The 24,470-nt window shown below is 73.1% G+C and carries 22 protein-coding genes; 10 read left to right on the forward strand and 12 right to left on the reverse strand.

All coding sequences use genetic code 11. The features are described from left to right. Positions 1–127 precede the first annotated feature (127 nt). Positions 128–1,369: an exo-beta-N-acetylmuramidase NamZ domain-containing protein gene (locus ACGFZF_RS21355; protein WP_393556304.1), complete on the reverse strand. Its 1,242-nt coding sequence runs from the start codon at positions 1,367–1,369 to the stop codon at positions 128–130. Between the two features lie 167 nt (positions 1,370–1,536). On the opposite strand from ACGFZF_RS21355, the gene ACGFZF_RS21360 reads away from it, so the two are divergent. The 5 genes from ACGFZF_RS21360 (at position 1,537) to ACGFZF_RS21380 (ending at position 9,164) form a co-directional block, all read left to right on the forward strand. Continuing rightward, on the forward strand, positions 1,537–2,307 hold the full coding sequence (locus ACGFZF_RS21360) for an SDR family oxidoreductase (protein ID WP_393556306.1): 771 nt from the start codon (positions 1,537–1,539) through the stop codon (positions 2,305–2,307). Further along, entirely contained in the window at positions 2,304–3,950 is a 1,647-nt protein-coding gene (locus ACGFZF_RS21365) for an AMP-binding protein (protein WP_393556308.1), read from the forward strand. The genes ACGFZF_RS21360 and ACGFZF_RS21365 overlap by 4 nt, the downstream gene beginning before the upstream one ends. A gap of 29 nt (positions 3,951–3,979) precedes the next feature. Beyond that, positions 3,980–4,573, forward strand: a complete 594-nt coding sequence (locus ACGFZF_RS21370) for a TetR/AcrR family transcriptional regulator (protein WP_356601073.1) — start codon at positions 3,980–3,982, stop codon at positions 4,571–4,573. A gap of 70 nt (positions 4,574–4,643) precedes the next feature. Further along, positions 4,644–4,793: a hypothetical protein gene (locus tag ACGFZF_RS21375; protein ID WP_356601072.1), complete on the forward strand. Its 150-nt coding sequence runs from the start codon at positions 4,644–4,646 to the stop codon at positions 4,791–4,793. A 108-nt stretch (positions 4,794–4,901) separates the two neighbouring features. Beyond that, positions 4,902–9,164, forward strand: coding sequence for an AAA family ATPase (locus tag ACGFZF_RS21380; protein ID WP_393556311.1), 4,263 nt, complete (start codon positions 4,902–4,904; stop codon positions 9,162–9,164). Between the two features lie 12 nt (positions 9,165–9,176). Here ACGFZF_RS21380 and ACGFZF_RS21385 read toward each other — a convergent pair whose 3' ends face one another. Together ACGFZF_RS21385 and ACGFZF_RS21390 are read right to left on the reverse strand one after the other, a co-directional pair. Further along, positions 9,177–10,391, reverse strand: a complete 1,215-nt coding sequence (locus ACGFZF_RS21385) for an acyl-CoA dehydrogenase family protein (protein ID WP_393556313.1) — start codon at positions 10,389–10,391, stop codon at positions 9,177–9,179. A gap of 6 nt (positions 10,392–10,397) precedes the next feature. Beyond that, a complete protein-coding gene (locus tag ACGFZF_RS21390; protein WP_393556315.1) occupies positions 10,398–11,420 on the reverse strand; it encodes a phosphotransferase family protein in 1,023 nt (340 codons plus the stop codon). Between the two features lie 163 nt (positions 11,421–11,583). On the opposite strand from ACGFZF_RS21390, the gene ACGFZF_RS21395 reads away from it, so the two are divergent. Beyond that, positions 11,584–12,855 carry a glucarate dehydratase family protein gene (locus ACGFZF_RS21395; RefSeq protein WP_393556317.1) on the forward strand — a complete coding sequence of 424 codons (1,272 nt, stop codon included), beginning with the start codon at positions 11,584–11,586 and terminating at the stop codon, positions 12,853–12,855. Positions 12,856–12,914: 59 nt separating this feature from the next. Here the strand turns inward: ACGFZF_RS21395 and ACGFZF_RS21400 are convergent, their stop codons facing one another. Both ACGFZF_RS21400 and ACGFZF_RS21405 read right to left on the reverse strand, forming a co-directional pair. Continuing rightward, positions 12,915–13,826 carry an MBL fold metallo-hydrolase gene (locus ACGFZF_RS21400; RefSeq protein WP_393556319.1) on the reverse strand — a complete coding sequence of 304 codons (912 nt, stop codon included), beginning with the start codon at positions 13,824–13,826 and terminating at the stop codon, positions 12,915–12,917. Between the two features lie 106 nt (positions 13,827–13,932). Next, on the reverse strand, positions 13,933–14,229 hold the full coding sequence (locus ACGFZF_RS21405; RefSeq protein ID WP_393556321.1) for a hypothetical protein: 297 nt from the start codon (positions 14,227–14,229) through the stop codon (positions 13,933–13,935). Between the two features lie 203 nt (positions 14,230–14,432). Between ACGFZF_RS21405 and ACGFZF_RS21410 the strand changes: the two genes are divergently transcribed. After that, entirely contained in the window at positions 14,433–15,371 is a 939-nt protein-coding gene (locus tag ACGFZF_RS21410) for an NADP-dependent oxidoreductase (RefSeq protein WP_393556323.1), read from the forward strand. A gap of 56 nt (positions 15,372–15,427) precedes the next feature. Here ACGFZF_RS21410 and ACGFZF_RS21415 read toward each other — a convergent pair whose 3' ends face one another. The 4 genes from ACGFZF_RS21415 to ACGFZF_RS21430 all read right to left on the reverse strand — a co-directional run bounded on the left by ACGFZF_RS21415 (position 15,428) and on the right by ACGFZF_RS21430 (position 17,458). After that, complete coding sequence (locus ACGFZF_RS21415) at positions 15,428–15,736, reverse strand: DUF202 domain-containing protein (protein ID WP_393556325.1); 309 nt, start codon at positions 15,734–15,736, stop codon at positions 15,428–15,430. Beyond that, complete coding sequence (locus tag ACGFZF_RS21420) at positions 15,733–16,128, reverse strand: YidH family protein (protein ID WP_147977266.1); 396 nt, start codon at positions 16,126–16,128, stop codon at positions 15,733–15,735. The genes ACGFZF_RS21415 and ACGFZF_RS21420 overlap by 4 nt, the downstream gene beginning before the upstream one ends. Before the next feature lie 9 nt (positions 16,129–16,137). Continuing rightward, complete coding sequence (locus ACGFZF_RS21425; RefSeq protein WP_393556327.1) at positions 16,138–16,668, reverse strand: NUDIX hydrolase; 531 nt, start codon at positions 16,666–16,668, stop codon at positions 16,138–16,140. 136 nt (positions 16,669–16,804) lie between these two features. Beyond that, positions 16,805–17,458, reverse strand: coding sequence for a TetR/AcrR family transcriptional regulator (locus ACGFZF_RS21430; RefSeq protein WP_393556329.1), 654 nt, complete (start codon positions 17,456–17,458; stop codon positions 16,805–16,807). 84 nt (positions 17,459–17,542) lie between these two features. On the opposite strand from ACGFZF_RS21430, the gene ACGFZF_RS21435 reads away from it, so the two are divergent. Then, a complete protein-coding gene (locus ACGFZF_RS21435; RefSeq protein ID WP_393556331.1) occupies positions 17,543–19,198 on the forward strand; it encodes an FAD-binding dehydrogenase in 1,656 nt (551 codons plus the stop codon). Positions 19,199–19,274: 76 nt separating this feature from the next. On the opposite strand, the gene ACGFZF_RS21440 is transcribed toward ACGFZF_RS21435, so the two are convergent. The 3 genes from ACGFZF_RS21440 to ACGFZF_RS21450 form a co-directional block, all read right to left on the reverse strand. Next, positions 19,275–19,700, reverse strand: coding sequence for an ASCH domain-containing protein (locus tag ACGFZF_RS21440; protein ID WP_393556333.1), 426 nt, complete (start codon positions 19,698–19,700; stop codon positions 19,275–19,277). Positions 19,701–19,833: 133 nt separating this feature from the next. Beyond that, positions 19,834–21,231: a GntP family permease gene (locus ACGFZF_RS21445; RefSeq protein WP_393556335.1), complete on the reverse strand. Its 1,398-nt coding sequence runs from the start codon at positions 21,229–21,231 to the stop codon at positions 19,834–19,836. Positions 21,232–21,340: 109 nt separating this feature from the next. Further along, the gene (locus ACGFZF_RS21450; RefSeq protein ID WP_393556337.1) at positions 21,341–21,865 is read right to left on the reverse strand and encodes a gluconokinase; all 525 of its coding nucleotides are present in this window, start codon (positions 21,863–21,865) and stop codon (positions 21,341–21,343) included. 136 nt (positions 21,866–22,001) lie between these two features. Between ACGFZF_RS21450 and ACGFZF_RS21455 the strand changes: the two genes are divergently transcribed. Both ACGFZF_RS21455 and ACGFZF_RS21460 read left to right on the forward strand, forming a co-directional pair. Continuing rightward, positions 22,002–22,703 (forward strand): FadR/GntR family transcriptional regulator, encoded by a 702-nt coding sequence (locus ACGFZF_RS21455; RefSeq protein WP_393556339.1) that lies wholly within the window; start codon positions 22,002–22,004, stop codon positions 22,701–22,703. 276 nt (positions 22,704–22,979) lie between these two features. Further along, complete coding sequence (locus ACGFZF_RS21460) at positions 22,980–24,449, forward strand: amino acid permease (RefSeq protein ID WP_393556341.1); 1,470 nt, start codon at positions 22,980–22,982, stop codon at positions 24,447–24,449. The last annotated feature ends 21 nt before the right edge of the window (positions 24,450–24,470 follow it).

Consider the following 24,470-nt stretch of genomic DNA (forward strand, 5'->3'; position numbering starts at 1 on the left):
CAACAGGTCGTACGAGCCGGCCGGGCGGACCGGTGCCGGGCTGCTGCCGGGGGCGCGGGGCCGTGCCGATCGACCAGGGCGGGCGGGACCCGCTCGGCCCGCGTCCCCGCAAGATCGGCAACACGCCCTAGCGGTAGAGCAGGTGCTCCCGGCGCACGGCGCGGAAGGCCGCCAGGTCCGCGGCCCAGGCGCCGACCACCTCGTCCGTGTCCGCGCCCGCGTCGACGAGGGTCCGCACCCGGGTGGAGCCGGTCAGCTTGTCGATCCAGTTGTCCGGACGCCAGGCGAACCCGCTCCACGACCGCTTCGCGCTGATCAGCAGCCCGATGCCGGTGCGTACCGGGTCGAAGACGTCGCGGTCGTGCACGTGGAGCTGGACGCCGCCGACCGTCTTTCCCTGGAACTTGGAGAAGGTCGGGGCGAAGTACGCCTCCCGGAAGCGGACCCCGGGCAGTTCCAGGGCGTTCGCCTCCTCCGCCCAGCGCCGGTCGATCCCCTCCGCGCCCAGCAGTTCGAAGGGGCGGGTCGTGCCGCGCCCCTCGGAGAGGTTGGTGCCCTCGAAGAGGCAGGTCCCGGAGTAGACGAGCGCGGTCTCCGGCGTCGGCATGTTGGGGCTCGGCGGCACCCAGGGCAGCCCGGTCGCGTCGAAGAAGTCCCGGCGCCTCCACCCCGACATCGTCACGGTCCGCAGCCGCACCGGGGTCGTCAGGAACTCGGCGTTGAACAGCAGGGCCAGTTCCGCCACCGTCATCCCGTGCGCCTGGGCGATCGGTTCGCGTCCCACGAAGGTCGCGAAGGCCCGGTCCAGGACCGGGCCGAGGGCCGCCCGCCCGGTCACCGGGTTCGGCCGGTCGAGGACGACGAAGCGCTTGCCGGCCAGGGCGGCGGCCGCCATGCAGTCGTACAGCGTCCAGATGTAGGTGTAGAAGCGCGCGCCCGCGTCCTGGATGTCGAAGACGACGGTGTCCACGCCGGAGGCGGTGAACACGTCGGCGAGCGGCTGACCGCTCTTCAGGTACGTGTCGTAGACGGGCAGTCCGGTCGCCGGGTCGTCGTGGCGGCCCTCGGAGCCGCCCGCCTGCGCGGTCCCCCGGAAGCCGTGCTCGGGGCCGAAGACGGCCGTCAGGTCCACCCGGTCGTCGGCGTGCATGACGTCCACGATGTGCCGGGCGTCGGCGGTGATCCCGGTCGGGTTGGTGACGATGCCGACCCGTTCTCCGGCGAGGAGCGCGTAGCCGTCGGCGGCGAGCCGGTCGAAGCCGGTGCGCACCCGGCGCCCACCCTCGTGCGCGGCGGCCGCGGGGGCGGCCACGGCCCCCGCGCCCAGGGCGCCGCCGGCGGCGAGCAGACCCCGTCTGGACAGGCTCATGCGGAAACCTCCTTGATCGCCTTCCCTGACATGGGCACGCACGCTAGCGCCTGCACCGGCCGCGCGGAACGAGGCGTGCGGTGCGAGGTGTCGTCGAGGAGGGCTTCCGTGACGACATACCGACTGGTTAGTCTGCTGTCACTGTCGCAACGGAGAGGCGGGTCCCGATGAGTACGGTGCAGGGCGCTGGAGTGGTCGTCACGGGTGCGGGAGGCGGGATAGGCGCCGCACTGGCTCGCCGGTTCGCCGCCGAGGGCGCCCGGGTCGTCGTCAACGACCTCGATCCCGACCGCACCAAGGCCGTCGCCGAGGAGATCGGCGGCCTGGCGATCGCGGGCGACGCCTCCGCCATCGTCGAGGAGGCCCGCGACGCCCTCGGCGGCCCCGGCTCCATCGACGTGTGGTGCGCCAACGCCGGGCTCGCCTCCCCCGGGGACGCCTTCGCCGACGAGGCCGTCTGGGCCGCCGCCTGGGACGTCAACGTCATGGCGCACGTCCGCGCGGCCCGCGCCCTGCTGCCCGAATGGCTGGAGCGCGGCAGCGGCCGCTTCGTCTCCACCGTCTCCGCCGCCGGCCTGCTCACCATGGTCGGCGCCGCGCCCTACAGCGTCTCCAAGCACGGCGCCTACGCCTTCGCCGAATGGCTCTCGCTGACCTACCGGCACCGCGGGATCAAGGTCCACGCGATCTGTCCGCAGGGCGTCCGCACGGACATGCTCACGGCCGCCGGATCGGCCGGCGAACTCGTCCTGGCCCCCACCGCCATCGAGCCCGAGGACGTCGCCGACTCCCTCTTCGACGCCATCGACACCGACCGCTTCCTGGTGCTGCCGCACGCCGAGGTCGCCGACTACTACCGGGCCCGCGCGACCGACCCCGAACGCTGGCTCGGGAACATGAACCACCTCCAGCAGAAGTGGGAGGGAGCCGGCGCATGACCTCGATCTACGCCGCGATGCCCTGGGTGGCCCAGCTCACCGAGGCGCAGCGGGCCCCGATAGCGCCGCCGCCCACCGTGCTGCACGCCTTCCGCGCCGCCGCCGCCCGCACCCCCGGTCATCCCGCCCTCGCCTACTTCGACGGCCGGCTGACCTACCGCGAGACGGACGCGCTCTCCGATTCGGTCGCCGGACACCTCGCCGCCCGGGGCGTGGCCCGCGGCGACCGGGTCGCGATCATGCTCCAGAACAGCCCCCACTTCGTGCTGGCTCTGCTCGGCGCCTGGAAGGCGGGCGCCACCGTCGTCCCGCTCAACCCCATGTACAAGTCCGGCGAGGTCGGCCACGCCCTGCGCGACTCCGGCGCCACCGCCCTGATCTGCTCCGACCGCGCCTGGGAGAGCCATCTGCGCGACACCGCGGCCGCGGCCGCCGTCGGCGTCACGCTCACCGCCTGCGAGCGCGACCTGCAGACCCGCGACGACCCCCGCGTGCTCGCCTTCGAGCGGGTCCCCACCGAGACGGACGACCTGATCGAGGTCGCCCGCGCCGGACACCCGGCCCCCGCGGACCGCGACCCCGGCGCCGACGACGTGGCCCTGATCAGCTACACCTCCGGCACCAGCGGCACCCCCAAGGGCGCGCTCAACCTGCATCGCGGCATCGTCCACAACGCCGAACGCCAACGCACCGGCCACCCGGTCCCCGAGGGCGCCGGCTACTTCGTCCTCGCGCCCCTCTTCCACATCACCGGCCTCGTCTGCGAGCTCGGCGCCTGCTTCGTCAACGCCGGCACCCTCGGCCTCGCCTACCGCTTCGAGGCCGGGGTCGTGCTCGACGCCTTCCTGGAGCACCGGCCCGCCTACACGGTCGGCCCCTCCACCGCCTTCATGGCCCTGGGCGCCCACCCCGCCGCCACCCCCGACCACTTCTCCTCGTTCCTGGTCGTCTCCTCGGGCGGCGCCCCCGTGCCGCCCGCCCTGGTCGAGAGGTTCCGCGCCGGCTTCGGCCCGTACATCCGGAACGGCTACGGCCTCACCGAGTGCACCGCGCCGTGCGCCGCCGTACCGCCGGAGAAGGAGGCCCCGGTCGACCCCGTGTCCGGGACCCTGTCGGTCGGCGTCCCCGGACCGGACACGCTCGTGCGCATCCTGGACGAGACGGGTGCCGAGGTGCCCTTCGGGGAGCAGGGCGAGATCGCGGTCCGCGGCCCCCAGGTCGTGCCCGGCTACTGGGGGATGCCCGAGGCCACCGCCGCGACCTTCCCCGACGGGGAGTTGCGCACCGGCGACATCGGCTTCATGGACACGGACGGCTGGCTGTACGTCGTCGACCGCAAGAAGGACATGATCAACGCCTCCGGCTTCAAGGTGTGGCCGCGGGAGGTCGAGGACGTGCTCTACACGCACCCGGCCGTCCGGGAGGCCGCGGTCGTCGGGGTGCCCGACGCCTACCGGGGAGAGACCGTCAGGGCCTACGTCAGCCTGCGCCCGGGAGCCGAGGCGAGTCCCGAGGAACTGGCCGCCCACTGCGAGCAGCGCCTGGCCGTGTACAAGTATCCCCGCGAGGTCGAGATCCTGGCGGAGCTGCCCAAGACGACAAGTGGGAAGATCCTCAGGCGGGAACTCCGTTCCCGCCCGTGACGACGATGACGAGAGAGAGGCGGCGGCGCATGGCCAGGACGACGGACGGGAGCGGTACCCCCGTCCCCCAGAGGCTGCTGGCCGCCGCCACCCGGCTCTTCGCCGAGCAGGGCTACGACCGGACCTCCGTGCAGGAGATCGTCGAGGCGGCGGGAGTCACCAAGGGCGCGCTCTACCACTACTTCGGCTCCAAGGAGGACCTCCTGCAGGAGGTCTACTCCCGGGTGCTGCGGCTCCAGCAGGAACGGCTCGACGCCTTCGCGGGCGCCGACGCCCCGGTCGAGCAGCGGCTCCGCGCCGCCGCCGCGGACGTGGTCGTCACCACCATCGAGAACCTCGACGACGCCTCGATCTTCTTCCGCTCGATGCACCACCTGAGCCCGGAGAAGAACAAGCAGGTGCGGTCCGAGCGGCGGCGCTACCACGAGCGGTTCCGGGCGCTGATCGAGGAAGGCCAGCAGGCCGGCGTGTTCACCACCGAGACCCCCGCCGACCTGGTGGTCGACTACCACTTCGGGTCCGTCCACCACCTGTCCACCTGGTACCGGCCGGACGGCCCGCTCACCCCCCAGGAGGTCGCCGACCAGCTGGCCGGCCTGCTGCTGCGGGCGCTGCGGCCCTGACACCACCGGGCCGCGACGGTCCCGGCGCCCCCCGGTGGACCGGGCGCCCGCGCAGGTCCACGCTGGAGACATGAGCAACCGCGTACCACGCCTGTGGAGCGCGGCCTACGGACCGTCGCGCGCCCCGCTCACCCGCCTGCTCGCCCGCGGTGCCCTGCGGATCACCGCCTTCGTCCGGGAGCTGGCCCTCGCCGACCACCGGCCGTTCGTGAGCCTGTGACCTGCGCCCCTCCGGGGTCGCACCCGCCGTCCGGCGCACCCTCCGCACCGGGTCACCGCCTTTCGGATTCCCCGGTCCCCGAGCGGGCGCGGAAGGTATAACTTCCGGGTGGAGGTCGACCGAAGGCTCGTCGTCGCCGGCACCGGCGCCTACGACCACGAAGATGAACTGCCGCTCGTCCGCGAGGAGTTGAAGGCAGCGATCCGGCTCTTCGGCGGCCTCGGCTACCGCCTCGACGAGCGGATCGAGGAGGTCACCACCGCGGAGCTCCGTTCCCGCCTGGCGGACTGGGCCTCCCGCTGCGACCACACCGGCGAAGCCGTCGTCGTCTACTGCACGGGCCACGGCGCCCAGGGCCCCGACCGGCACTATCTGCTGTGCCGGGACAGTCACGGACAACGCCTGAACGGCACCGCGCTGGCCGCCGAGGACCTCACCCGCCTCGTCCTGGACGCGGGCGCCGGACGCGTCCTGCTCGTCGTCGACACCTGCTACGCGGGCGGGGCGGGAGCGGACGCCGCCCGGATCGCCGGCACGCTGCACCGCTCGCTGCGGGACGGCGCCGGCCGATCCGGCGGCCTGACCGACTTCTCGGTCATCGCCGTCGCCCGCGCCGGGGAACCGGCCGCGCCGATGGTCTTCGCCGGCGCCCTGGAGACCGCGCTCGCCCGGCTCTCGCTCTCCCACAAGCAGCAGTACCTGTCCGTGGAGCAGGTCGTCCGCACGGTCAACGACATCTACCGCAGCGCCGGCATGCACCAGACCGCCCACGCCCACGTCGTGACCGAGGGATACGCCTTCTTCTCCTTCGAGAACTCCGGCTACCGCCCCGAGGCGCGCTACGACGACTGCGATCTCGCCGAACTCACCGTGCGCCTGAGCCCCGAGGGGCGCCGCCGCCGCGCCGAACTGGAGAACCACTTCGTCCCCCGGGGCCGCGGCTTCGAGGACGGCGGCGCGAGCGGCCGGGCCTCGTACTTCATGGGCCGCACCGCCGAACTCGACCGCCTCACCACGTGGCTGGGAGGCGGAGACGGCGGGTGGGGCCGGGGAGTGGTGGTCACCGGGAGCCCCGGGGTCGGCAAGTCCGCCCTGCTCGGCCGGCTGCTCCTGCGCGCCGCGTCCCCCGCCTCGGCGACCCCCGTCCCCACGGCGATCCACGCCCGCCACCGCTTCCTGGAGGACATCGTCGCCGGCATCGCGGACGCGGCCGGCCTCGACGGCGCGACCACCGTGCAGACGCTGCTGGTGGGCCTCGCCTCGCGCCGGGAACCGCTCGCCGTCCTCGTCGACGCCCTCGACGAGGCGGGCGAGGCAGGCGCCGACGACGCCGAGGCCCGGCGCATCGCCACCCTGCTCCTGGCGCCGCTGTCGCGGATTCCGTGCGTCCGGCTCCTGGTCGGCACGCGGCGGCATGTCCTGGACGCACTGCGCGGCGAGCTGTCGGTGCTGGACCTCGACGACCGGATCGCCGCCAGCCGGGACGACGTCGCGCGGTACGCCCGCCGGCTGCTCCAGGCCCCCGACGGACCCGGCAGCACCGGGCCCTACGACGACCCCACCGCCGTCGCCGTCGCCGAGGAGATCGCCGACCGGGCCGGGGGCAGCTTCCTCTCCGCCCGGATCGCCGCCCGCTACCTCGGCCGCATGCCCCGCTCGATCGACCTGACCGACCCGGGCTGGCGCGCCGGGGTCCCGGTGGTGGGGGAGGCGCCGGGCGACACGTTCCTGCGGGTCCTGCGGCACCGGCTCGGCGCGCAACGGGCCCGCGGCCTCCCCCTGCTGGGCGCGCTCGCCCTCGCCCAGGGCCGCGGCCTGCCACCCGACGAGGTGTGGCGGGCCGTCGCCGGAGCACTGGGCCGGAGGTCCTACTCCTGGGAGGACGTCGAGTGGATCGTCCGGGCCGCCGGCGAGCACCTCGTGGAGGACCTCGACGAGTCCGGCCGGTCCGTCTACCGGCTCTACCACCAGTCCTACGCCGACGCCCTCGCCGCCGACATCACCCCGGCCGCCCGGGACCGGGTGGCCCGGGCCCTGCACACCCTCGTCCCGCGCGCCGACCGGGTGCGGGACTGGCCCGCCGCGCCCGCGTACGTGCTGCGCCACCTCGCCGAGCACGCCGAGGGGACGGACCTCCTCGACGTCCTCGCCCTCGACCCCGCCTACCTGCTCACCGTCGACACCGACGCCCTCCGACGCGTCCTGGACCGCGCCCCGTCGGGCCCGGCCCGCGACGCGGCCCGCACCCTGAACCACGGGGCGGCCCTGCTCCGCACCACGGTGGACCCGGCCACCCGCGCCGCACGCCTGAGACTGTCCGCCCTCCAGTCCGGCGCCGGCGCACTCGCCCGGGCCGTCCGCGACCATCACCCCGATCTTCCCTGGGACACCCTCTGGGCCGACGTCGCTCCCGTCCCGTACACCACGCTCGGCACCCTCACCGCACCGGTCGGCGGCGCCGCCGTCGCGACCGCGCACGGCCGGCCGGTCCTCGTGACGGCCGAGATCGGCGGCCCGGTATCGGTCTGGGACTGCACCGACGGCCGGCCGCTGGGACTGCTGCCGGGTGACGTCGGCCGGGTGACCGGGGTCCACGGCTGCGACGGGCACCCGTGGGCGGCCCTGCGGACCCGGACCCACGTCTGGGTCTGGGACGTGGAGAGCCGGGACCTGATCGGAGCGATCGAGCACGAGGGCCGCGCCGCGCTCGTCGACTGCGCGGTACTCGCCCTGGACGGCCGGTGCGTGGTGGTGACGCTCGACGCGAGGGGCGAGGTCGTCCTGCACGACCTGACGCGGGACCGCGTCCTCGCCCGGCTGCGCGAGGGACGGCGGCGCAGACCGTGGCGGGCGGTCCGGCTGGCGGCGGGACCCGCGGAGGACGGCGGGTTCCGCGTCGCGACGGCCGTCGAGTGGGATCCGGACGAGTTCTCGTTCCGCCGGGCCCGGCTGACCGTCTGGGAGACCGGCCCGGACGCCGAGCGGCCGGCCCGGACCTGGACCCGGGTCCTGCGGGGACGCCGGGTCTCCGCCCTCGCCGTCCAGGGCGCGACCGTGGCCGCGGCCACGAGGCGCGCCTGGCTCCCGACCCGCGAGGGCTGCTCCCCCGCGCGGGAGGTGCGCGGGCTGAGGATCGTCGAGTGGGCCGGGGGCCGGCGTCATCTCCCCGCCCTGCGTGTCTGCCCCGGTGCGCCGGACGGCACGGGGCTGTGGTCCCTCTACGAAGCGCGGGGCACGGTGTACGCCTTCGACGAGCGGGGCGAGGCGGTTGCCGCGACCCCGGTCGACGCCCCGGTGCGGCACCTCCTGGCGGCCGGTCGCGGGCCGAAGGGCCTGTGGCTGGTCTCGCTGGCCCCCGACGCCGCGTCCGCCAAGTCCTGGACGCTGGCCCCCGGCGGCGCCGACGACGCCGCGGACGCCGTCGACACGTCCATGGCGGTCGGGACGAGCGACGGCCGGCCCGTGGTCGCGAGCCGCCGCGGGCCACGGGTGCGCCTGCTGGACCCGGAGACCGGTGCCGAACTGCGCGCCGACGACATCGACACCGGCCGCGTCACGGGCAGTCCGGGGGCGCCCCTGATGCGGCTGCGCCCCGGGAAGCGGGCCCCGGTCGTCCGGTGGGCCGACGAGGGCGGCAGTCCGCCCGTGCTGGATCGCCGCGGCACGGTGGAGGACCTGCGTCCCGTCCTCCTGGGCAAGGTCCCGCACCTGGCGCTGATCAAGGACTACGGCGGCCTGGGGGAGAAGTACATGGTGCTGCGGGAGGCGACCGGCGCCGCCGCCTGTGCGCGGGCGGTGGGGCTCGTACGCATCGGGCCGTTACGCGCCGTTCCGGCCGGGGAGCACGTCCTGATGGCGGTGGCCGGCGCACTTCCGAGCGGCGGCGGCAACGACCAGGGAGCGTTCGACATGGGACCGGAGCACTTCATGCTCGCGGTCCGCTCGCTGCCGGGCGATGCCGTCGACCACTGGGAGGAGGTCCACTCCCTGGACCTCGTGCACGACGTGGGCGTGTGGCCCGGAGGCCCGGTCGTCGGGTACGTCACGGCCGGTGGACGCCTGGTCGTCCGTACCCGTTTCCTGCCTCCCGGGACGAGGAGCCGGGACCGTCACCCGCCCGAGCCGGTGGCCCGGCCCGACTCCGCCCGGATCTCCGTCTTCCGGCTCCAGACCCGGCACGGGCGGCCGACCGTCCTGACGGCCACCGCCGACGGGTACGTCACCCTCTTCGTGCCGCCCGAGGCCGACGAGCGGCCCGAGGTCCTGCACCGGATCCCGCTCGGCTGCGCGGTGCGCGACCTGGAATGGGTGGACGACGAGCGGCTCGCCGTCCACACCGCCACCGGGGTGATCTGCCTCAGGCTGCCCTGAACGCGGCTGCCGCTACAGGTACTTCTTGATCTCGCGGCGCGCCAGCGAACGCTGGTGCACCTCGTCCGGCCCGTCCGCCAGCTTCAGCGTCCGCGCCGCGGCCCAGAGTTCGGCCAACGGGAAGTCCTGCGAGACGCCTCCCGCGCCGTGCACCTGCACCGCCCTGTCGATGATGTCCACCACCGCTCGGGGGGTCGCGATCTTGATCGCCTGGATCTCCGTGTGCGCGCCGCGGTTGCCGACGGTGTCCATCAGCCAGGCGGTCTTGAGGACCAGCAGCCGCAGCTGCTCGACCGTCACCCGCGCGTCCGCGATCCAGTTCTGCACGACGCCCTGCTGGGCGATCGGCTTGCCGAAGGCCGTACGGGACACGGACCGCCGGCACATCAGCTCGATGGCCCGCTCGGCCATGCCGATCAGCCGCATGCAGTGGTGGATGCGGCCCGGGCCGAGGCGCGCCTGGGCGATGGCGAAGCCGCCGCCCTCCTCGCCGATCAGGTTCGAGGCGGGGACGCGGACGTCGTGGAAGAGCACCTCGGCGTGACCGCCGTGGGAGTGGTCCTCGTAGCCGTACACCTGCATCGCGCGCCGCACCTCGACCCCGGGGGTGTCGCGCGGCACGAGGATCATCGACTGCTGGCGGCGGACGTCCGAGCCCTCGGGGTCCGTCTTGCCCATCACGATGAAGATCCGGCAGTCGGGGTTCATCGCCCCGGAGATGTACCACTTGCGGCCGTTGACGACGTACTCGTCACCGTGGCGCTCGATCCGGGTCTCGATGTTCGTGGCGTCGGAGGAGGCCACCTCGGGCTCGGTCATCGCGAACGCCGACCGGATCTCCCCGGCGAGCAGCGGCTCCAGCCACTGCTTGCGCTGCGCCTCGTCGCCGAACTGGGCCAGTACCTCCATGTTCCCGGTGTCCGGGGCGGCGCAGTTGAGGGCGGTCGGCGCCAGGTGGGGGCTGCGGCCGGTGATCTCGGCGAGCGGCGCGTACTGGAGGTTGGTCAGCCCCGCACCGTACTCCGCGTCGGGCAGGAAGAGGTTCCACAGGCCCTGGCGCTTCGCCTCGGCCTTGAGGTCCTCCACGACGTCCGGGGTGTCCCAGGGGGAGGTGAGCAGCGCCCGCTGCTCGTGCTCGACCCGCTCGGCCGGGTAGACGTGCTCGTCCATGAAGGCGAGCAGCTTGGCCCGCAGTTCCTCGGTGCGGGCGTCGAACGCGAAGTCCATGGCGGATCAGCCTTCCTGGAGGGTGGTGAGGCCGTGCTCGATGAAGACGGGGACCAGTTCGCCGATCCGGTCGAAGCCGGCGCCGACGGTCTGCCCGAGGGTGTAGCGGTAGTGGATGCCCTCCAGGATCACGGCGAGCTTGAACCAGGCGAAGGCCGTGTACCAGGAGATGGCGGAGGTGTCCCGGCCGGAGCGGGCGGCGTAGCGCTCGATCAGCTCGGCGGGATCGGGGTGCCCCGCGGCGGCCGCGGTGGTGCTGACGGGGGAGTGGGGAAGGTCCAGCTTCGCGCTGTACATCACGAGCAGGCCGAGGTCCGTCAGCGGGTCGCCGAGGGTCGACATCTCCCAGTCGAGGACGGCCTTGATGCGGTCGTCCTCGCCGATCAGCACGTTGTCCAGGCGGTAGTCGCCGTGGACGACGGTGGCGGCGGGGGAGGTGGGCAGGGCCCGGCCGAGGGCGGCGTGCAGTTCGTCGATGCCGGCCAGTTCCCGGTTGCGGGAGGCGTCGAGCTGCTTGCCCCAGCGGCGGAGCTGACGGTCGAGGAAGCCCTCGGGGCGCCCGAAGTCGGCGAGGCCGACCTCCGCGGGGTCCACGGCGTGGAGGTCGACGAGGGTGTCGACCAGGCCGAGGACGGCGGCGCGGGTGCGCTCGGGCCCGAGCGGGGCGAGCTGCTCGGCGGAGCGGTAGGGCGTGCCGCCGACGAACTCCATGACGTAGAACGGCGCCCCGAGCACCTGGTCGTCCTCGCAGAGCACGACCGGCTCCGGAACGGGCACGGCCGTCGGGTGCAGGGCGCTGATCACCCGGTGCTCGCGCTTCATGTCGTGCGCGGTCGCCAGGACGTGGCCGAGCGGCGGCCTGCGCACCACCCATTCGCCGGCGCCGTCGGTGACCCTGTACGTGAGGTTGGACCGGCCGCCCTCGATGAGCCGGGCGGTCAGCGGGCCGGAGACGAGCCCGGGCCGCGCGCGGTCGAGGAATCCGCGCAACTGCTCGGGATCGAGACCTGGCGGCGGGGCTGGGCTCATCGTGCGTACCTCCGGGTGGCTTCGCGGGCCGGGCGCGGCCGGCGGGTCGGCGTTCATGATGACCGACCAGTCGGTATGTCGTCCAGGGTCCGTCCGGCCGCGACACCGGGAAAGCCTGTCCGGCACCCTGGTCGCGAATCTGATCCATGAATAGAGTTCACATATGAATCCTGAGCTGATCGTCGACGAAGTCCGGCTGACCCCGATCCTCATCTCCGACCCGCCCCTGCTCAACACGCAGGGCGTTCATCAGCCGTACACGCCGCGCCTGGTGGTCGAGGTCGTGACGCGCGGGGGAGTGAGCGGAATCGGGGAGACCTACGGCGACGGGAGGTACGGGGAGCTCGCACGGCCCCTGGCCGAGGCGCTGCCGGGGCGATCGGTCACGGATGTGAACGGCCTGTTCAGGTTGGCCGCCGAGGTGTGCGGCGATTCACGTGCCGTCGACGGGCGGGTGGACGCGGGCGGCCTGCGCGGGGTGCAGACCGCCGACAAGCTCCGCCTGTCCGTCGTGTCCGCCTTCGAGGTCGCCTGCCTGGACGCCCTCGGCAAGGCGCGCGGCCTTCCCGTCCACGCCCTGCTCGGCGGCAGGGTCCGCGACAGCGTCGAGTACAGCGCCTACCTCTTCTACAAGCACGCCGGCCAGGACGCGTGGGGCCCCGCGCTCGACCCCGCCGGCATCGTCGGGCAGGCCCGCCGCTTCGACCGGGAGTACGGCTTCCGCTCCTTCAAGCTCAAGGGCGGGGTCTTCCCGCCCGAGCAGGAGATCGCCGCGATCCGCGCCCTGGCCGAGGCGTTCCCCGGCCGCCCGCTCCGGCTCGACCCCAACGGCGCCTGGTCCGTCGAGACCTCGCTGGCCGTGGCCCGCGAGCTCGCGGACGTCCTCGAGTACCTGGAGGACCCGGCCACCGGCACGGCGGCCATGGCCGAGGTCGCGGCCCGCACGGACGTGCCGCTCGCGACCAACATGTGCGTCACCACCTTCGAGGAGGTGCCGGAGGCCTTCGCCCGCGACGCCGTGCGGATCGTCCTCTGCGACCACCACTACTGGGGCGGCCTGCACCGCACCCGCGAACTCGCCGCGCTCTGCCGTACCTACGGCGTCGGACTCTCCATGCACTCCAACACCCATCTCGGCATCAGCCTGGCCGCCATGACCCACGTCGCCGCCACCCTGCCGCTGCTCGACCACGCCTGCGACACCCACTACCCCTGGCAGACCGAGGACGTCGTCACCACCCGGCCCGAATTCCGGGGCGGCCGCCTCGCCGTCTCCGACGCGCCCGGCCTCGGGATCGAGCTCGACCGTGACCGGCTGGCCGACCTGCACCGCCGCTGGGTGGAGGACGACGGCGCGATGCGCGACCGCGACGACGCGGCGGCGATGCGGCGCCTCGACCCGGACTGGCGGGCGCCCGCGACCCCGCGCTGGTAGCGGGCCGTGCGGCGGGCGGGCGGCGACGCTCGGGCGTCCGCCCGCCGCGCGGCCGGCCGTCACGCGTGGCAGGCCACCGGCACGCCCCCGTTCATCGCCGCCATGTCGCCGAAGACCGCCGCCGGGTCCAGCGGGGAGCCTTCCGGCAGGCCGTCCAGTTCCGCGTACGCCCGGTGCAGGTTCGCCACCAGGCGCTCGCTCTCCCGCCACGCGGCGAACTCCCCGAGATCCGCCTGTCGAGCCGTCTCCAGCGGCGTGGCCCCCTTGGCGTGACCCTCGCCGGCCAGCTCGGCGACCCAGCGCAGATAGCGCTCCGTGGCGTCGTACGCCGACGGGTCGGTGACCCTGCCGTGGCCCGGCACGACCGTCGGGGCGTCCAGCGAGCGGAGCAGGTCCAGGGCGCGCAGCGAGCCGGCGAGCGAACCCATCGGGAGGAACGGCGTCCCGCCGTGGAAGACCAGGTCCCCGGTGAAGACGATGCCGTGCCCGGGAAGGTGCACGATCGAGTCGCCCGTGGTGTGGGCGGGCCCCGGGTGCAGCACCCGCACCTCCGTCTCGCCCACGTGCAGCGTCAGCCGCTCGCTGTACGTGAGGGAGGGCGGCGCCACCTCGATGTGCCCGAAGTCCGTCTGCGGCCACAGCAGGTGCAGCTGGCGGCCGGCGGCCAGCTGTTCGGCCCGGCAGTTCTCGTGGGCCACGATCCGCGCCTCGGGCAGGAACACCCCGTTGCCGTAGGTGTGGTCACCGTGGTGGTGGGTGGAGACGACGGTCCGCGGCAGCGGCAGGCCCTCGGCGAGCACCGCCTCGCGCAGCAGCCGGGCGCGTCGCTCCGTGGCCGCCGTGTCCACGAGCAGCGTCTCGCCGCCGCCGCCGAGGAATCCGGCGTTGTTCAGGCACCAGCCGCCGTCGGGCTGGACGAAGGCGTGCACGGACGGGGCGAGCGTGACGACGTACGGATCGGTGGCAGGCAAGAGGATCCCCCCGGAAGGAAACTGACGCATGGTCGGACGACAGGAGCAGCCTGCCAGTCGGATCCGTCCGGGGGGAAGTTCGGCCGTCGCGGGGGCGCGGACGGCGTCAGTGGTCGTCCCAGTGCCCGTCGTGGGCCGCGTGCCGGTGCCCGTCGTGGACGTAGTCCTGGTGGTCGCCGTGGGTCACCGCCGGGTGCCCGCATCCGGGTCCGTGCTCGTGCGTGTGCCCGTCGTGCGCCAGGTGCCCCTTCCGCTCGCACTCGTCCCAGTGTCCGGCGTGCTCGCGGTGCAGGTGCCCGTCGTGGGCGTAGTCGACGTGGCCCTCGTGCTCGATGGCCGGGTGCCCGCAGGCCGGCCCGTGGGCGTGCTCGTGCGTGGGGTGCTCGGGATGGGGAGCGGTCATGGTGTCGCCTCGGTGATGAGGGGGTGGGTGACCGCTCCAGGCTAGTCCGTCATGCCCGTTCAGTCCGCTTTGCGGCTCCGGGGTGGCGTGGTGTCCCCCTCGGTGTACGCGCATCGATCCGGCCGATCGCGCCGCACGGCCGCCGCCCCCGGCCGGGCGACCCCGGCTTGCGGGAGGCCGGGGCCGCGTCGATCGTTCGGGGTATGAAGGCGATCAGCTACAGCCGGTACGGCGGACCCGAGGTGCTGGAGTACGGCGAGCGGCCCGACCCGAAGGTCGGACCGGACGCGGTGCTGGTCAAGGTACGCGCCGCCGCCGTCAACCCGGTCGACTGGAAGGCCCAGGCCGGGTACCTCGACGGCATGATCGACGCGGTCTTCCCCGTCGTCCCCGGCTGGGACGTCTCCGGCGTCGTCGTCCAGCCCGGCGTCTCCGTCAGCGAGTTCGCCGTGGGCGACGAGGTCATGGGCTACGTCCGGGAGGACTTCCTCGCGCGCGGCACCTTCGCCGAGTACGTCGCCGCCCCCGTCCGCACCCTCGCCCGCAAGCCGCGCACCGTCGGCTTCGAGGAGGCGGCCGCACTCCCGCTCGTCGGACTCACCGCCTACCAGTCGCTCCACCACGCCCTGGCGGTGCGCTCGGGCGAGACCGTCCTGGTGCACGCGGCGGCCGGTGGGGTCGGCTCCATGGCGGTCCAGATCGCCCGGCACCTCGGCTGCCGCGTCATCGGCGCGGCGCGCGAGGCGGGCCAGGACCGCGTCCGTGAGCTGGGCGCCGAACCGGTGGTGTACGACGAGCGGACCTTCACCGAGCAGATCCGCGCCCTCGCCCCGGACGGCGTGGACGCCGCGCTCGACACCATCGGGGGTCCCTTCCTCAAGCTGACTCCGGACGTCCTCGCGCCGGAGGGCCGCCTCGCCTCGATCGCCGACGGCGAGGTGCTCGCCCTCGGCGGCCGGTACTTCTGGGTCCGCCCCGATCCCGAGGACCTCGCCGCCCTCGCCGTGCTCGTCGACGAGGGCGTCCTGACGGTCCAGGTGGCCCGCAGCTTCCCCCTGGAGGAGGCGGCCGACGCCCAGCGCGCCAACATGGAGGGCGGCCTGAACGGCAAGGTCGTCGTCACGGTCGCCTGGCCGGACTGAGGTCCGGGGGGCGTCTTGCCGGGCTCCCGGCTGTGCGCCGATCGACACGACACCCCCTACAGCACCACCGCCACGGCGAACACCGCGAGCGCGGCCGTGCACGTCGTCGCGAGCAGCGCCCCCCGGTGCGAGAGCGCCCGCGGCGCCGGGGCGTCCAGGTGCTGGATCCGCCGGTGGGCCACCGCAAGGAAGGCCACCCAGACGAGCGCCACCCCTGCCGCGCCGGCCAGCCCGGCGGCGGTGATCTCGTCGTGGATGGCCGCCTTCGCCGCCAGTACCGCCACGATCGTGCAGGTCAGGGTCGTGCGCCGCCAGGCCAGCCGGGTTCGCTCGGGCTGCAGTCCGGGGTCCCGGACCCCGGTCATCGTCCGGCCCAGCCGAAGAGGACGACCACCACCATGGCCAGCGCCACGACGGCCACCGCCAGGCTCAGCAGGGTCGGGAAGCGCGACACCGGAAGGTCCTCGCCGCGGCGCATGGCGCGCTCGCAGCGCACCCAGTGGTTCACCGCCCGCAGGGCGCACAGCACACCCGCCGCGAGCAGTGCCAGCGCCAGCCCGACCCGCACTCCCCAGCGCAGGTCCGGGAGGAACTGGTCGACCGCGAAGCCGCCGCCGACGAGGGCGAGAGCCGTCCGGATCCAGGCGAGGAAGGTGCGTTCGTTGGCGAGGGAGAACCGGTAGTCGGGAGTCTCCCCCTCCTCGCTGATCCGCTGCGGGGCGAACCATAGCCGCAGACTCTGTACGAAGTCGCTCACGCGGGCACCTTATAGGCCCGGTCCGCCGGTCGCCCGGTACGTGAGCAGCCGCTCGTACGCCGCCCTGCCGTCCGGGACCCACTCCCAGTCGCCCAGCCTGTGCGTCAGTTCCTCCTCCGACAGGAAGGTGTGCCAGGCGACCTCCTCGGTCTGCGGACGCACCGGCAGCGTGCACCGCACCTCGTACACGGCCGACCACCACTTCCCGGCGACGCCCTCGGAGTCGTGCAGGAAACGGAACAGCGGCTCGGGGCGCGGGAGCCCGGACACGCCGAGTTCCTCCTCCGCCTCGCGCAGCGCCGCCTCGTCGTAGGACTCGCCGGCGCCGACGACACCGCCGACGAACATGTCGTAGAGGGAGGGGTAGACCAGCTTCGTCGGCGTGCGGCGGTGCACGAAGATCCGGTCCTCGGCGTCGCGGACGAGGATGAACGCGCAGCGATGGATCAGACCCCGGGCGTACGCCTCTCCACGCGGGGCCCGGCCGATCACCCGGTCGTCCTCGTCGACGACGTCGATGATTTCGTCAGTGGCGCTCATGCGGCCATCCAAGCAGGTCCGCGGGCGCCCCGGCCCGGCCTACCGGCCCATGACGTGCTGCACCGTCGGACCGGTCGTCCAGCCGCCGTCCCCGATCAGGACGGTCTTGCCCGTGAGGTCGTTCATGGAGGTCCCCTCAGGACGTGGATCGGGGGTCGGTGCCGCTCGGGGGTGCCGGAGGCGGCGCGGCGGAGAGGAGCGCCGTGGTGGTCCCGGCGAGGTCGGCGAGGAAGAGGGCCTCGCCGGTGAGGGGTTCGGAGCCGTCGAGGTACTGCCGGGCGCGGTCGGCCATCGCCGCGCCGACGACGGTGAGCGCCAGGTCCAGGCGCTCCAGGCGCAGGGGCTCGGGCAGTGCGGCCAGGCAGCCCTCCACGCGTTCGATCAGCCGCCAGTAGGCGGTGCCGGCGAGCGTGGGATGGGGGGTCCGGCTGCGCACCCCGCTCTCGTGGCTGAGCTGCGCGGAGATCCGCAGGCAGCGTCGGCCGCGGTCGGTGCGCAGCTCGCTCGCCTCGGCGGTGACCAGCGCCGTGATCAGGGCGCCCGGCTCGTCGGGGGCCGCCGCGAGCAGGGGCGCGAGCACCTGCTCCGTACGCAGCTGGCGGCCCGCCATCACCGCGTCGAGGAGCCCGCCCCGCGAGCCGAAGTGGTACTGCACCGCGGAGGGATTGCCCTGTCCGGCCCGGGCGACGATGTCGCGCAGCTGGGCGCCGTCGACGCCCTGGGTGGAGAAGACCTCCTCCGCCGCGCGGATCAGCTTCTCCCGGGTCTCCGGTCCCGATGTCCTGGCCATACCCTCATATTAATGCTGGACATTAGAAAACGGGAGGGCCCCGGGCGGTTGACTGGATACATTCGTGTATCCAAGATTCGGTCCATGTCGTACGACGCTGATGTGATCGTCATCGGAGCCGGGCTCGCAGGGCTCGTCGCCACCGCCGAGCTGGTCGACGCAGGACGGAGCGTGATCCTGCTCGACCAGGAATCTGAGCAGTCCCTCGGCGGCCAGGCGCACTGGTCCTTCGGCGGCCTCTTCCTCGTCGACTCGCCCGAGCAACGCCGGATGCGGATCAAGGACAGCCCCGAGCTGGCCCTCCAGGACTGGCACGGATCGGCCGGCTTCGACCGCGCCGAGGACCACTGGCCGCGCAAGTGGGCGCAGGCGTACGTCGACTTCGCGGCGGGCGAGAAGCGCAGCTGGCTCCACAGCCGCGGCGTGCGCTTCTTCCCGGTGGTCGGCTGGGCCGAGCGCGGCGGGTACGACGCGAACGGGCACGGCAACTCGGTGCCCCGCTTCCACATCACCTGGGGGACCGGACCGGGCCTCGTCGCCCCCTTCGAACGCCGGGTCCGCGAGGGCGTCGCCGCCGGCCGCGTCCAGCTCCGCTTCCGGCACCGGGTCACCGGCCTCGGCCGGACCGCCGGAGCGGTGGACACCGTCAGCGGCGAGATCCTGGAGCCGTCGGACGCCGAGCGGGGCACCGCGAGCAGCCGCGAGGTCACCGGGTCGTTCGCCTATCGCGCCCAGGCCGTGATCGTCACCTCGGGCGGCATCGGCGGCAACCACGACCTGGTGCGCAAGCAGTGGCCCGAGCGGCTCGGCACGCCGCCGGCGAAACTGCTGTCCGGTGTGCCCGCCCACGTCGACGGACTGATGCTGGGGATCGCGGAGGACGCCGGCGCGCACCACATCAACCGCGACCGGATGTGGCACTACACCGAGGGCATCGAGAACTGGAACCCGATCTGGGCCCGGCACGGCATCCGCATCCTGCCCGGCCCCTCCTCGCTCTGGTTCGACGCGCGAGGCCGGCGCCTGCCCGTGCCGCTCTTCCCCGGCTTCGACACCCTCGGCACGCTCGAACACATCATGCGCACCGGCCACGACCACACCTGGTTCGTGCTCGACCAGCGGATCATCGGCAAGGAGTTCGCGCTCTCGGGCTCGGAGCAGAACCCCGACCTGACCGGCAAGTCGATCCGCGACGTCATCGGACGGGCCCGGGCCGAGGTGCCCGGCCCGGTGAAGGCCTTCATGGACAACGGCGTGGACTTCGTGGTGGAACGCGACCTCGGAGCCCTGGTCCGGGGGATGAACGCGCTGACCGACGAGCCCCTGATCGACGAGGCCGACCTGCGGCGCGAGATCACCGCACGGGACCGCGAGATCGCCAACCCCTTCACCAAGGACCTCCAGGTCACGGCCATCCGGGGCGCCCGCGCGTACCTGGGCGACAAGCTGATCCGCACGGCCGCGCCGCACCGGATCCTCGACCCCGAGGCGGGTCCGCTGATCGCCGTACGGCTGAACATCCTCACCCGCAAGTCGCTCGGCGGTCTGGAGACGGACCTCTCCTCGCGCGTGCTCACCGAGAGCGGTGAGCCGCTCCCGGGGGTGTACGCGGCGGGCGAGGCGGCCGGATTCGGCGGAGGCGGCGTCCACGGATACCGCTCCCTGGAGGGCACGTTCCTCGGCGGCTGCATCTTCTCGGGCCGCGCTGCGGGCCGGGCGGCGGCCGAGGCGGTGCGGTAGGTCCTGTCCGGGCGGGGCGGGCGTTCCCGGCCCGGGGCCGTCGCCGGCCGTCGGTGTCGTGCGGGAGGGGAGCGACTCAGACGAGCCGCTCCACCACCCGGAAGCGCTCCGCGACGAGCAGCGTCGCGTCGTCGACGGTGTACCCGGGGTCGCCCAGGCCCTCCCGCATCTCGTCCGAGTGCCAGAAGCGTTCGTGCGCCTCCCGCCAGGCCGCGACCGAGGTGTACCCCTCGCCCTCGTCGACCGCGTGCCGCAGGTCGACCTCGCCGAGCGGCAGGACCCGTACCTCCGTCACCTCGACGACCGCGACCTCGCGGCCGTCGGAGTCGACGAGGGCCGAGCGCTCGCCCACCTCGGGCAGTTCCTCGTCCTCCACCGTCCATTCGGCGAGCAGCCCGGTCGTGGAGACCTTCTCGCCGGAGAGCACCGCGGCGACGAGACGGTCGCGCAGCGGACCGGGGAAGGCGAGCAGGAAGGGCTTGAGCGCGTGAGGGCCGGTCATGGCCGACAGTCTGTCAGCCATGACCGGCCCCAGGGGGATCCCCGCCGATCTCGCCGGGCCCGGCCCGGTCGGCAGGACGCCCCCTCGTCGCCCGTTCACCGTGCGGGTCGCGCCGCACGCGCCGGCGTTCGCGTCACAACACCAGCGACAGCAGCAGGACGAAGACGATGCCGACGACCGAGATGATCGTCTCCATCACCGACCAGGTCTTCACCGTCTGGCCGACGTCCATCCCGAAGTACTCCTTGACCAGCCAGAAGCCCGCGTCGTTCACATGGCTGAAGAAGAGTGAACCCGCTCCGATCGCGAGGACGAGCAGTGCGGTCTCGCTCGAGCCCATGCCCTCGGCGAGCGGGGCCACCAGACCGGCGGCCGAGATCGTCGCCACCGTCGCCGAACCGGTCGCGAGCCGGATCGCCACCGCGATCAGCCAGGCGAGCAGCAGCGCCGGGATCGACCAGTTCTCGGAGAACTCCAGGATCATCTGGCCCACACCGGCGTCGATGAGGGTCTGCTTGAAGCCGCCGCCCGCGCCGACGATCATCAGGACGCCCGCGATCGGGGCGAGGGACTTGTCGACGGTCGTGGAGAGCCGCTGCTTGCTGAAGCCGGCCGCGCGGCCCAGCGTGAACAGGCCCACGATGACGGCCGTGAGCAGCGCGATCAGCGGCGAGCCTATGACGTCGGTGACCTTCTGCAGGCCGTTGTCCGGGTTGTCCACGACGATGTCGACCAGTGCCTTGACCAGCATCAGGACGACCGGCAGCAGCACGGTGGAGACCGTCGCGACGAAGCCGGGACGCTTCTCCAGGTCCTCCGAGGGCCGGGTCGGGATCATGTTCTCGGGAGCCGGGATGTCCACCCAGCGGGCGGCGTACCGGGAGAAGACGGGACCGGCGATGATCACGGTCGGGATCGCGACGACGACGCCGAGCGCGAGGGTGACGCCGAGGTTCGCCCCGAGCGCGTCGATGGCGACCAGCGGACCGGGGTGCGGCGGGATCAGACCGTGCATCACGGACAGCCCGGCGAGGGCCGGGATGCCGATCCGCATGAGCGAGAAGTTGCCGCGCTTGGCGACGAGCAGGACGACCGGGATCAGCAGCACGATGCCGACCTCGAAGAAGAGCGGCAGACCGATCACGGAGGCGATCAGGACCATCGCCCACGGCATGGACCGGCGGCTCGCCTTGGCCAGGATCGTGTCGACGATCTGGTCCGCGCCGCCGGAGTCGGCGAGCAGCTTGCCGAGGATGGCGCCGAGGGCGATCAGCACGCCCACGCTGGCGACGGTCTTGCCGAGGCCGGCGGTGAAGGAGTCGATGGTCGCCGCGAGCGGGGCGCCCGCGAACACGCCCAGGGCCAGCGACCCGATGGTCAGGGCGAGGAAGGCGTGCAGCTTGAACTTGGTGATGAGCAGGACGATGACGGCGATGCCCGCGAGCACGGCGATGCCGAGCTGGGCGTTGCCGGCCGAGGTGATGGGCTCGACGGCGTCCGCTGCCAGCACCTCGACGCTGAGACTGGTCACGGTTGTTCCTTCTGGAGGACGGGGACGGGAAGGGGACGGGAGTGCGGCGGTCCGGGGGACCGGGACGGCGGCTGCGCGTCCCGCCGGACCGGGGGAGCGGTGACGGACCTCAGCCGGCGAGCCGGCGCAGGGCGTCGACGGCCCGTTCGGTGATCTCCGCGGGGGAGCCGGAGACGTCGACGGCGACACCGGCCTCGTCCTCCTGCAGGGGCTGCAGGGTGGCGAACTGCGAGTCGAGCAGGGCGGTCGGCATGAAGTGGCCCCTGCGGGCGCCCATCCGCCGCTCGATCAGCGCGCGGTCGCCGGTCAGATGGAGGAAGACGACACCCGGGGCGGCGGCGCGCAGCCGGTCCCGGTAGATCCGCTTCAGGGCGGAGCTGCTCACCACCCCGCCGAGCCCGGCCCGGTCGTGCGCCCACGCGCCGATCGCGTCCAGCCAGGGACCGCGGTCGGTGTCGTCCAGCGGCACGCCGGCCGACATCTTGGCGACGTTCGCCGCCGGGTGGAAGTCGTCGCCCTCGGCATAGGGGATGCCGAGCGCCTCGGCGACCAGTGGACCGATGGTGGTCTTGCCGGTGCCGGCGACGCCCATCACGACGACGACCTGAGGGGTCGTCCGGGGAGTGGTGCTCATGGGGGTGCCTCGCTGTCTTCTTCGACAGATGTCCGTCGCGCTCATGAAACCCATTGAGTACGACGTATTCAAGAGCGTGTGACATAAAAGTCATACTTTTAGTTCCCGGCTTCCCGACCCGCATAGGCTGAGCCCCATGACGACACCGGCTCAGGGGCTTCATCCGCACGTCCTCGCCACCCTGGGTCTCGCGATCACCGCGGGGGAGTACAAGCCCGGCAGCGTGCTGCGCAGCGACGAGCTCGCCCAGCGCTTCGACGTCTCGCGCACCGTGGTGCGCGAGGTGGTGCGGGTCCTGGAGTCGATGCACCTGGTCGAGTCCCGGCGCCGGGTCGGCGTGATCGTGCTGCCGACCGAGCGGTGGAACGTCTACGACCCACAGGTCATCCGCTGGCGCCTGGCCGGCGCGGACCGCCCCCGCCAGCTGCGCTCCCTGACCGTCCTGCGGTCGGCGGTCGAACCCGTCGCGGCCGGGCTCGCCGCCCTCCACGCCACTCCCGAGCAGTGCCGCGAACTGACCGAGCAGGCCCTCGGCATGGTCGCCACCTCGCGCGGCCGGCAGCTGGAGGCGTACCTCGTCCACGACGTCGCCTTCCACCGGGTCGTCCTGAACGCCTCCGGGAACGAGATGTTCGCCCGGCTCGGCGACGTGGTCGCCGAGGTGCTCACCGGCCGCACCCGCCACCAGGTGATGTTCGAGGACCCCGACCCGGCGGCCGTCACCCTCCACGTCCGGGTCGCCGAGGCGGTACGGGAGAAGGACGCGGTCCGCGCGGAGGAGCTCACCCGGCAGATCGCCGTCGGCGCCCTCCGGGAGCTGGACGTCCTCGCACCGTAGGCCGGACCCGGGAGCGGGCAGGCACAGCGCCGTCGGGGAGTCCGGCGCGCCGGCGGTTCCGGCAGGTCACGCCCCTCCCGGGTGCGAAACCGGCGCACAACGCCCGTACCTCCTTGCGCAAGCTCAGAAGTCGCTCAAATAAGGGCGTTCAGTGACATTGGCCACTGCCGACGACCCCGCCCAGCCGTGACGATGTGCGCTGGCCGCGTCGGGGACACCCCCCACCGCGTGGCCGGGTACCGCACAGACCTCCCCCTCACGAAGGCGAACAACTCCATGAGTGACCGCATGTCCCCTGCGGCCGACACGCTGTCCGCCACGCCACCGGCGTCCGCGACTCCCGCCTCCCCCCATGTCGACGCGGGCGACGCCGGCTACCGCAAGGACCTGAAGTCCCGCCACATCAACATGATCGCCATCGGCGGCGCGATCGGCACCGGCCTGTTCCTCGGCGCCGGCGGCCGCATGGCCAACGCGGGCCCGTCGCTCTTCATCGCCTACGCGGTCTGCGGTGTCTTCGCCTTCTTCGTGGTCCGGGCCCTCGGCGAACTGGTCCTCTACCGCCCCTCCTCCGGCGCCTTCGTCTCCTACGCCCGGGAGTTCATGGGCGAGAAGGGCGCCTACACGGCCGGCTGGCTCTACTTCCTCAACTGGTCGACCACCGCCATCGCCGACATCACGGCCGCCGCCACGTACGCCCACTTCTGGGCGATGTTCAGCGACGTCCCGCAGTGGATCCTCGCCCTGGTGGCCCTCGCCGTCGTCCTCGCCGCCAACCTGATCTCGGTGAAGTACTTCGGCGAGATGGAGTTCTGGTTCGCGATCGTCAAGGTGGGCGCCCTCGTCGCCTTCATGCTGATCGGCATCTTCCTCGTCGCCACCCAGCACGAGATCGGTGGCCACACCCCGGGCCTCGCCACCATCACGGACAACGGCGGCATCTTCCCCAGCGGCGTGATGCCCATGCTGCTGCTCGTCCAGGGTGTCGTCTTCGCCTACGCCTCCGTCGAACTCTGCGGCGTCGCCGCCGGCGAGACCGAGCACCCCGAGAAGATCATGCCGAAGGCGATCAACTCGATCATGTGGCGCGTGGGCCTGTTCTACGTCGGCTCCGTCGTCCTGCTGGCACTGCTCCTGCCGTACACCGCGTACTCCGGCGACCAGAGCCCCTTCGTCACCGTCTTCGAGAAGCTCGGCATCCCCGGCGGCGCCGGCGTCATGAACCTGGTCGTCCTCACGGCGGCCCTCTCCAGCCTCAACTCGGGCCTGTACTCCACCGGCCGCATCCTGCGCTCCATGTCGCTGTCCGGCTCCGCGCCGAAGTTCACCGGCGTCATGAACAAGGGCGGCGTCCCCTACGGCGGCATCCTGCTCACGGCCGGCTTCGGCGTCCTCGGCGTCGTCCTCAACTTCGTGATGCCCGGCGACGCCTTCGAACTGGTGCTGAACTTCGCCTCCGTCGGCATCCTCGGCACCTGGGCCATGATCATGGTCTGCTCGCTGCTCTTCCACCGCCGCTCCCGGGAGGGCCTGGTCACCCGCCCCTCCTACCACCTGCCCTGGGCCCCGTACACCCAGATCGTCACGCTCGGCTTCCTCGCCTCCGTCCTCGTCCTGATGTGGATGGACGGCGGCATCGGCCGCACCACCGTCGCCTGCCTGCCGCTCATCGCGGCGCTGCTCGTCGGTGGCTGGTTCCTCGTCCGCAAGCGCGTCCGCTCCACCGCGGTCACGCTCGAGGACTGACACCCACCCGGTACGTCTCCC

The sequence above is a fragment of the Streptomyces sp. NPDC048338 genome, from assembly GCF_043201055.1.
Lineage (GTDB): Bacteria > Actinomycetota > Actinomycetes > Streptomycetales > Streptomycetaceae > Streptomyces.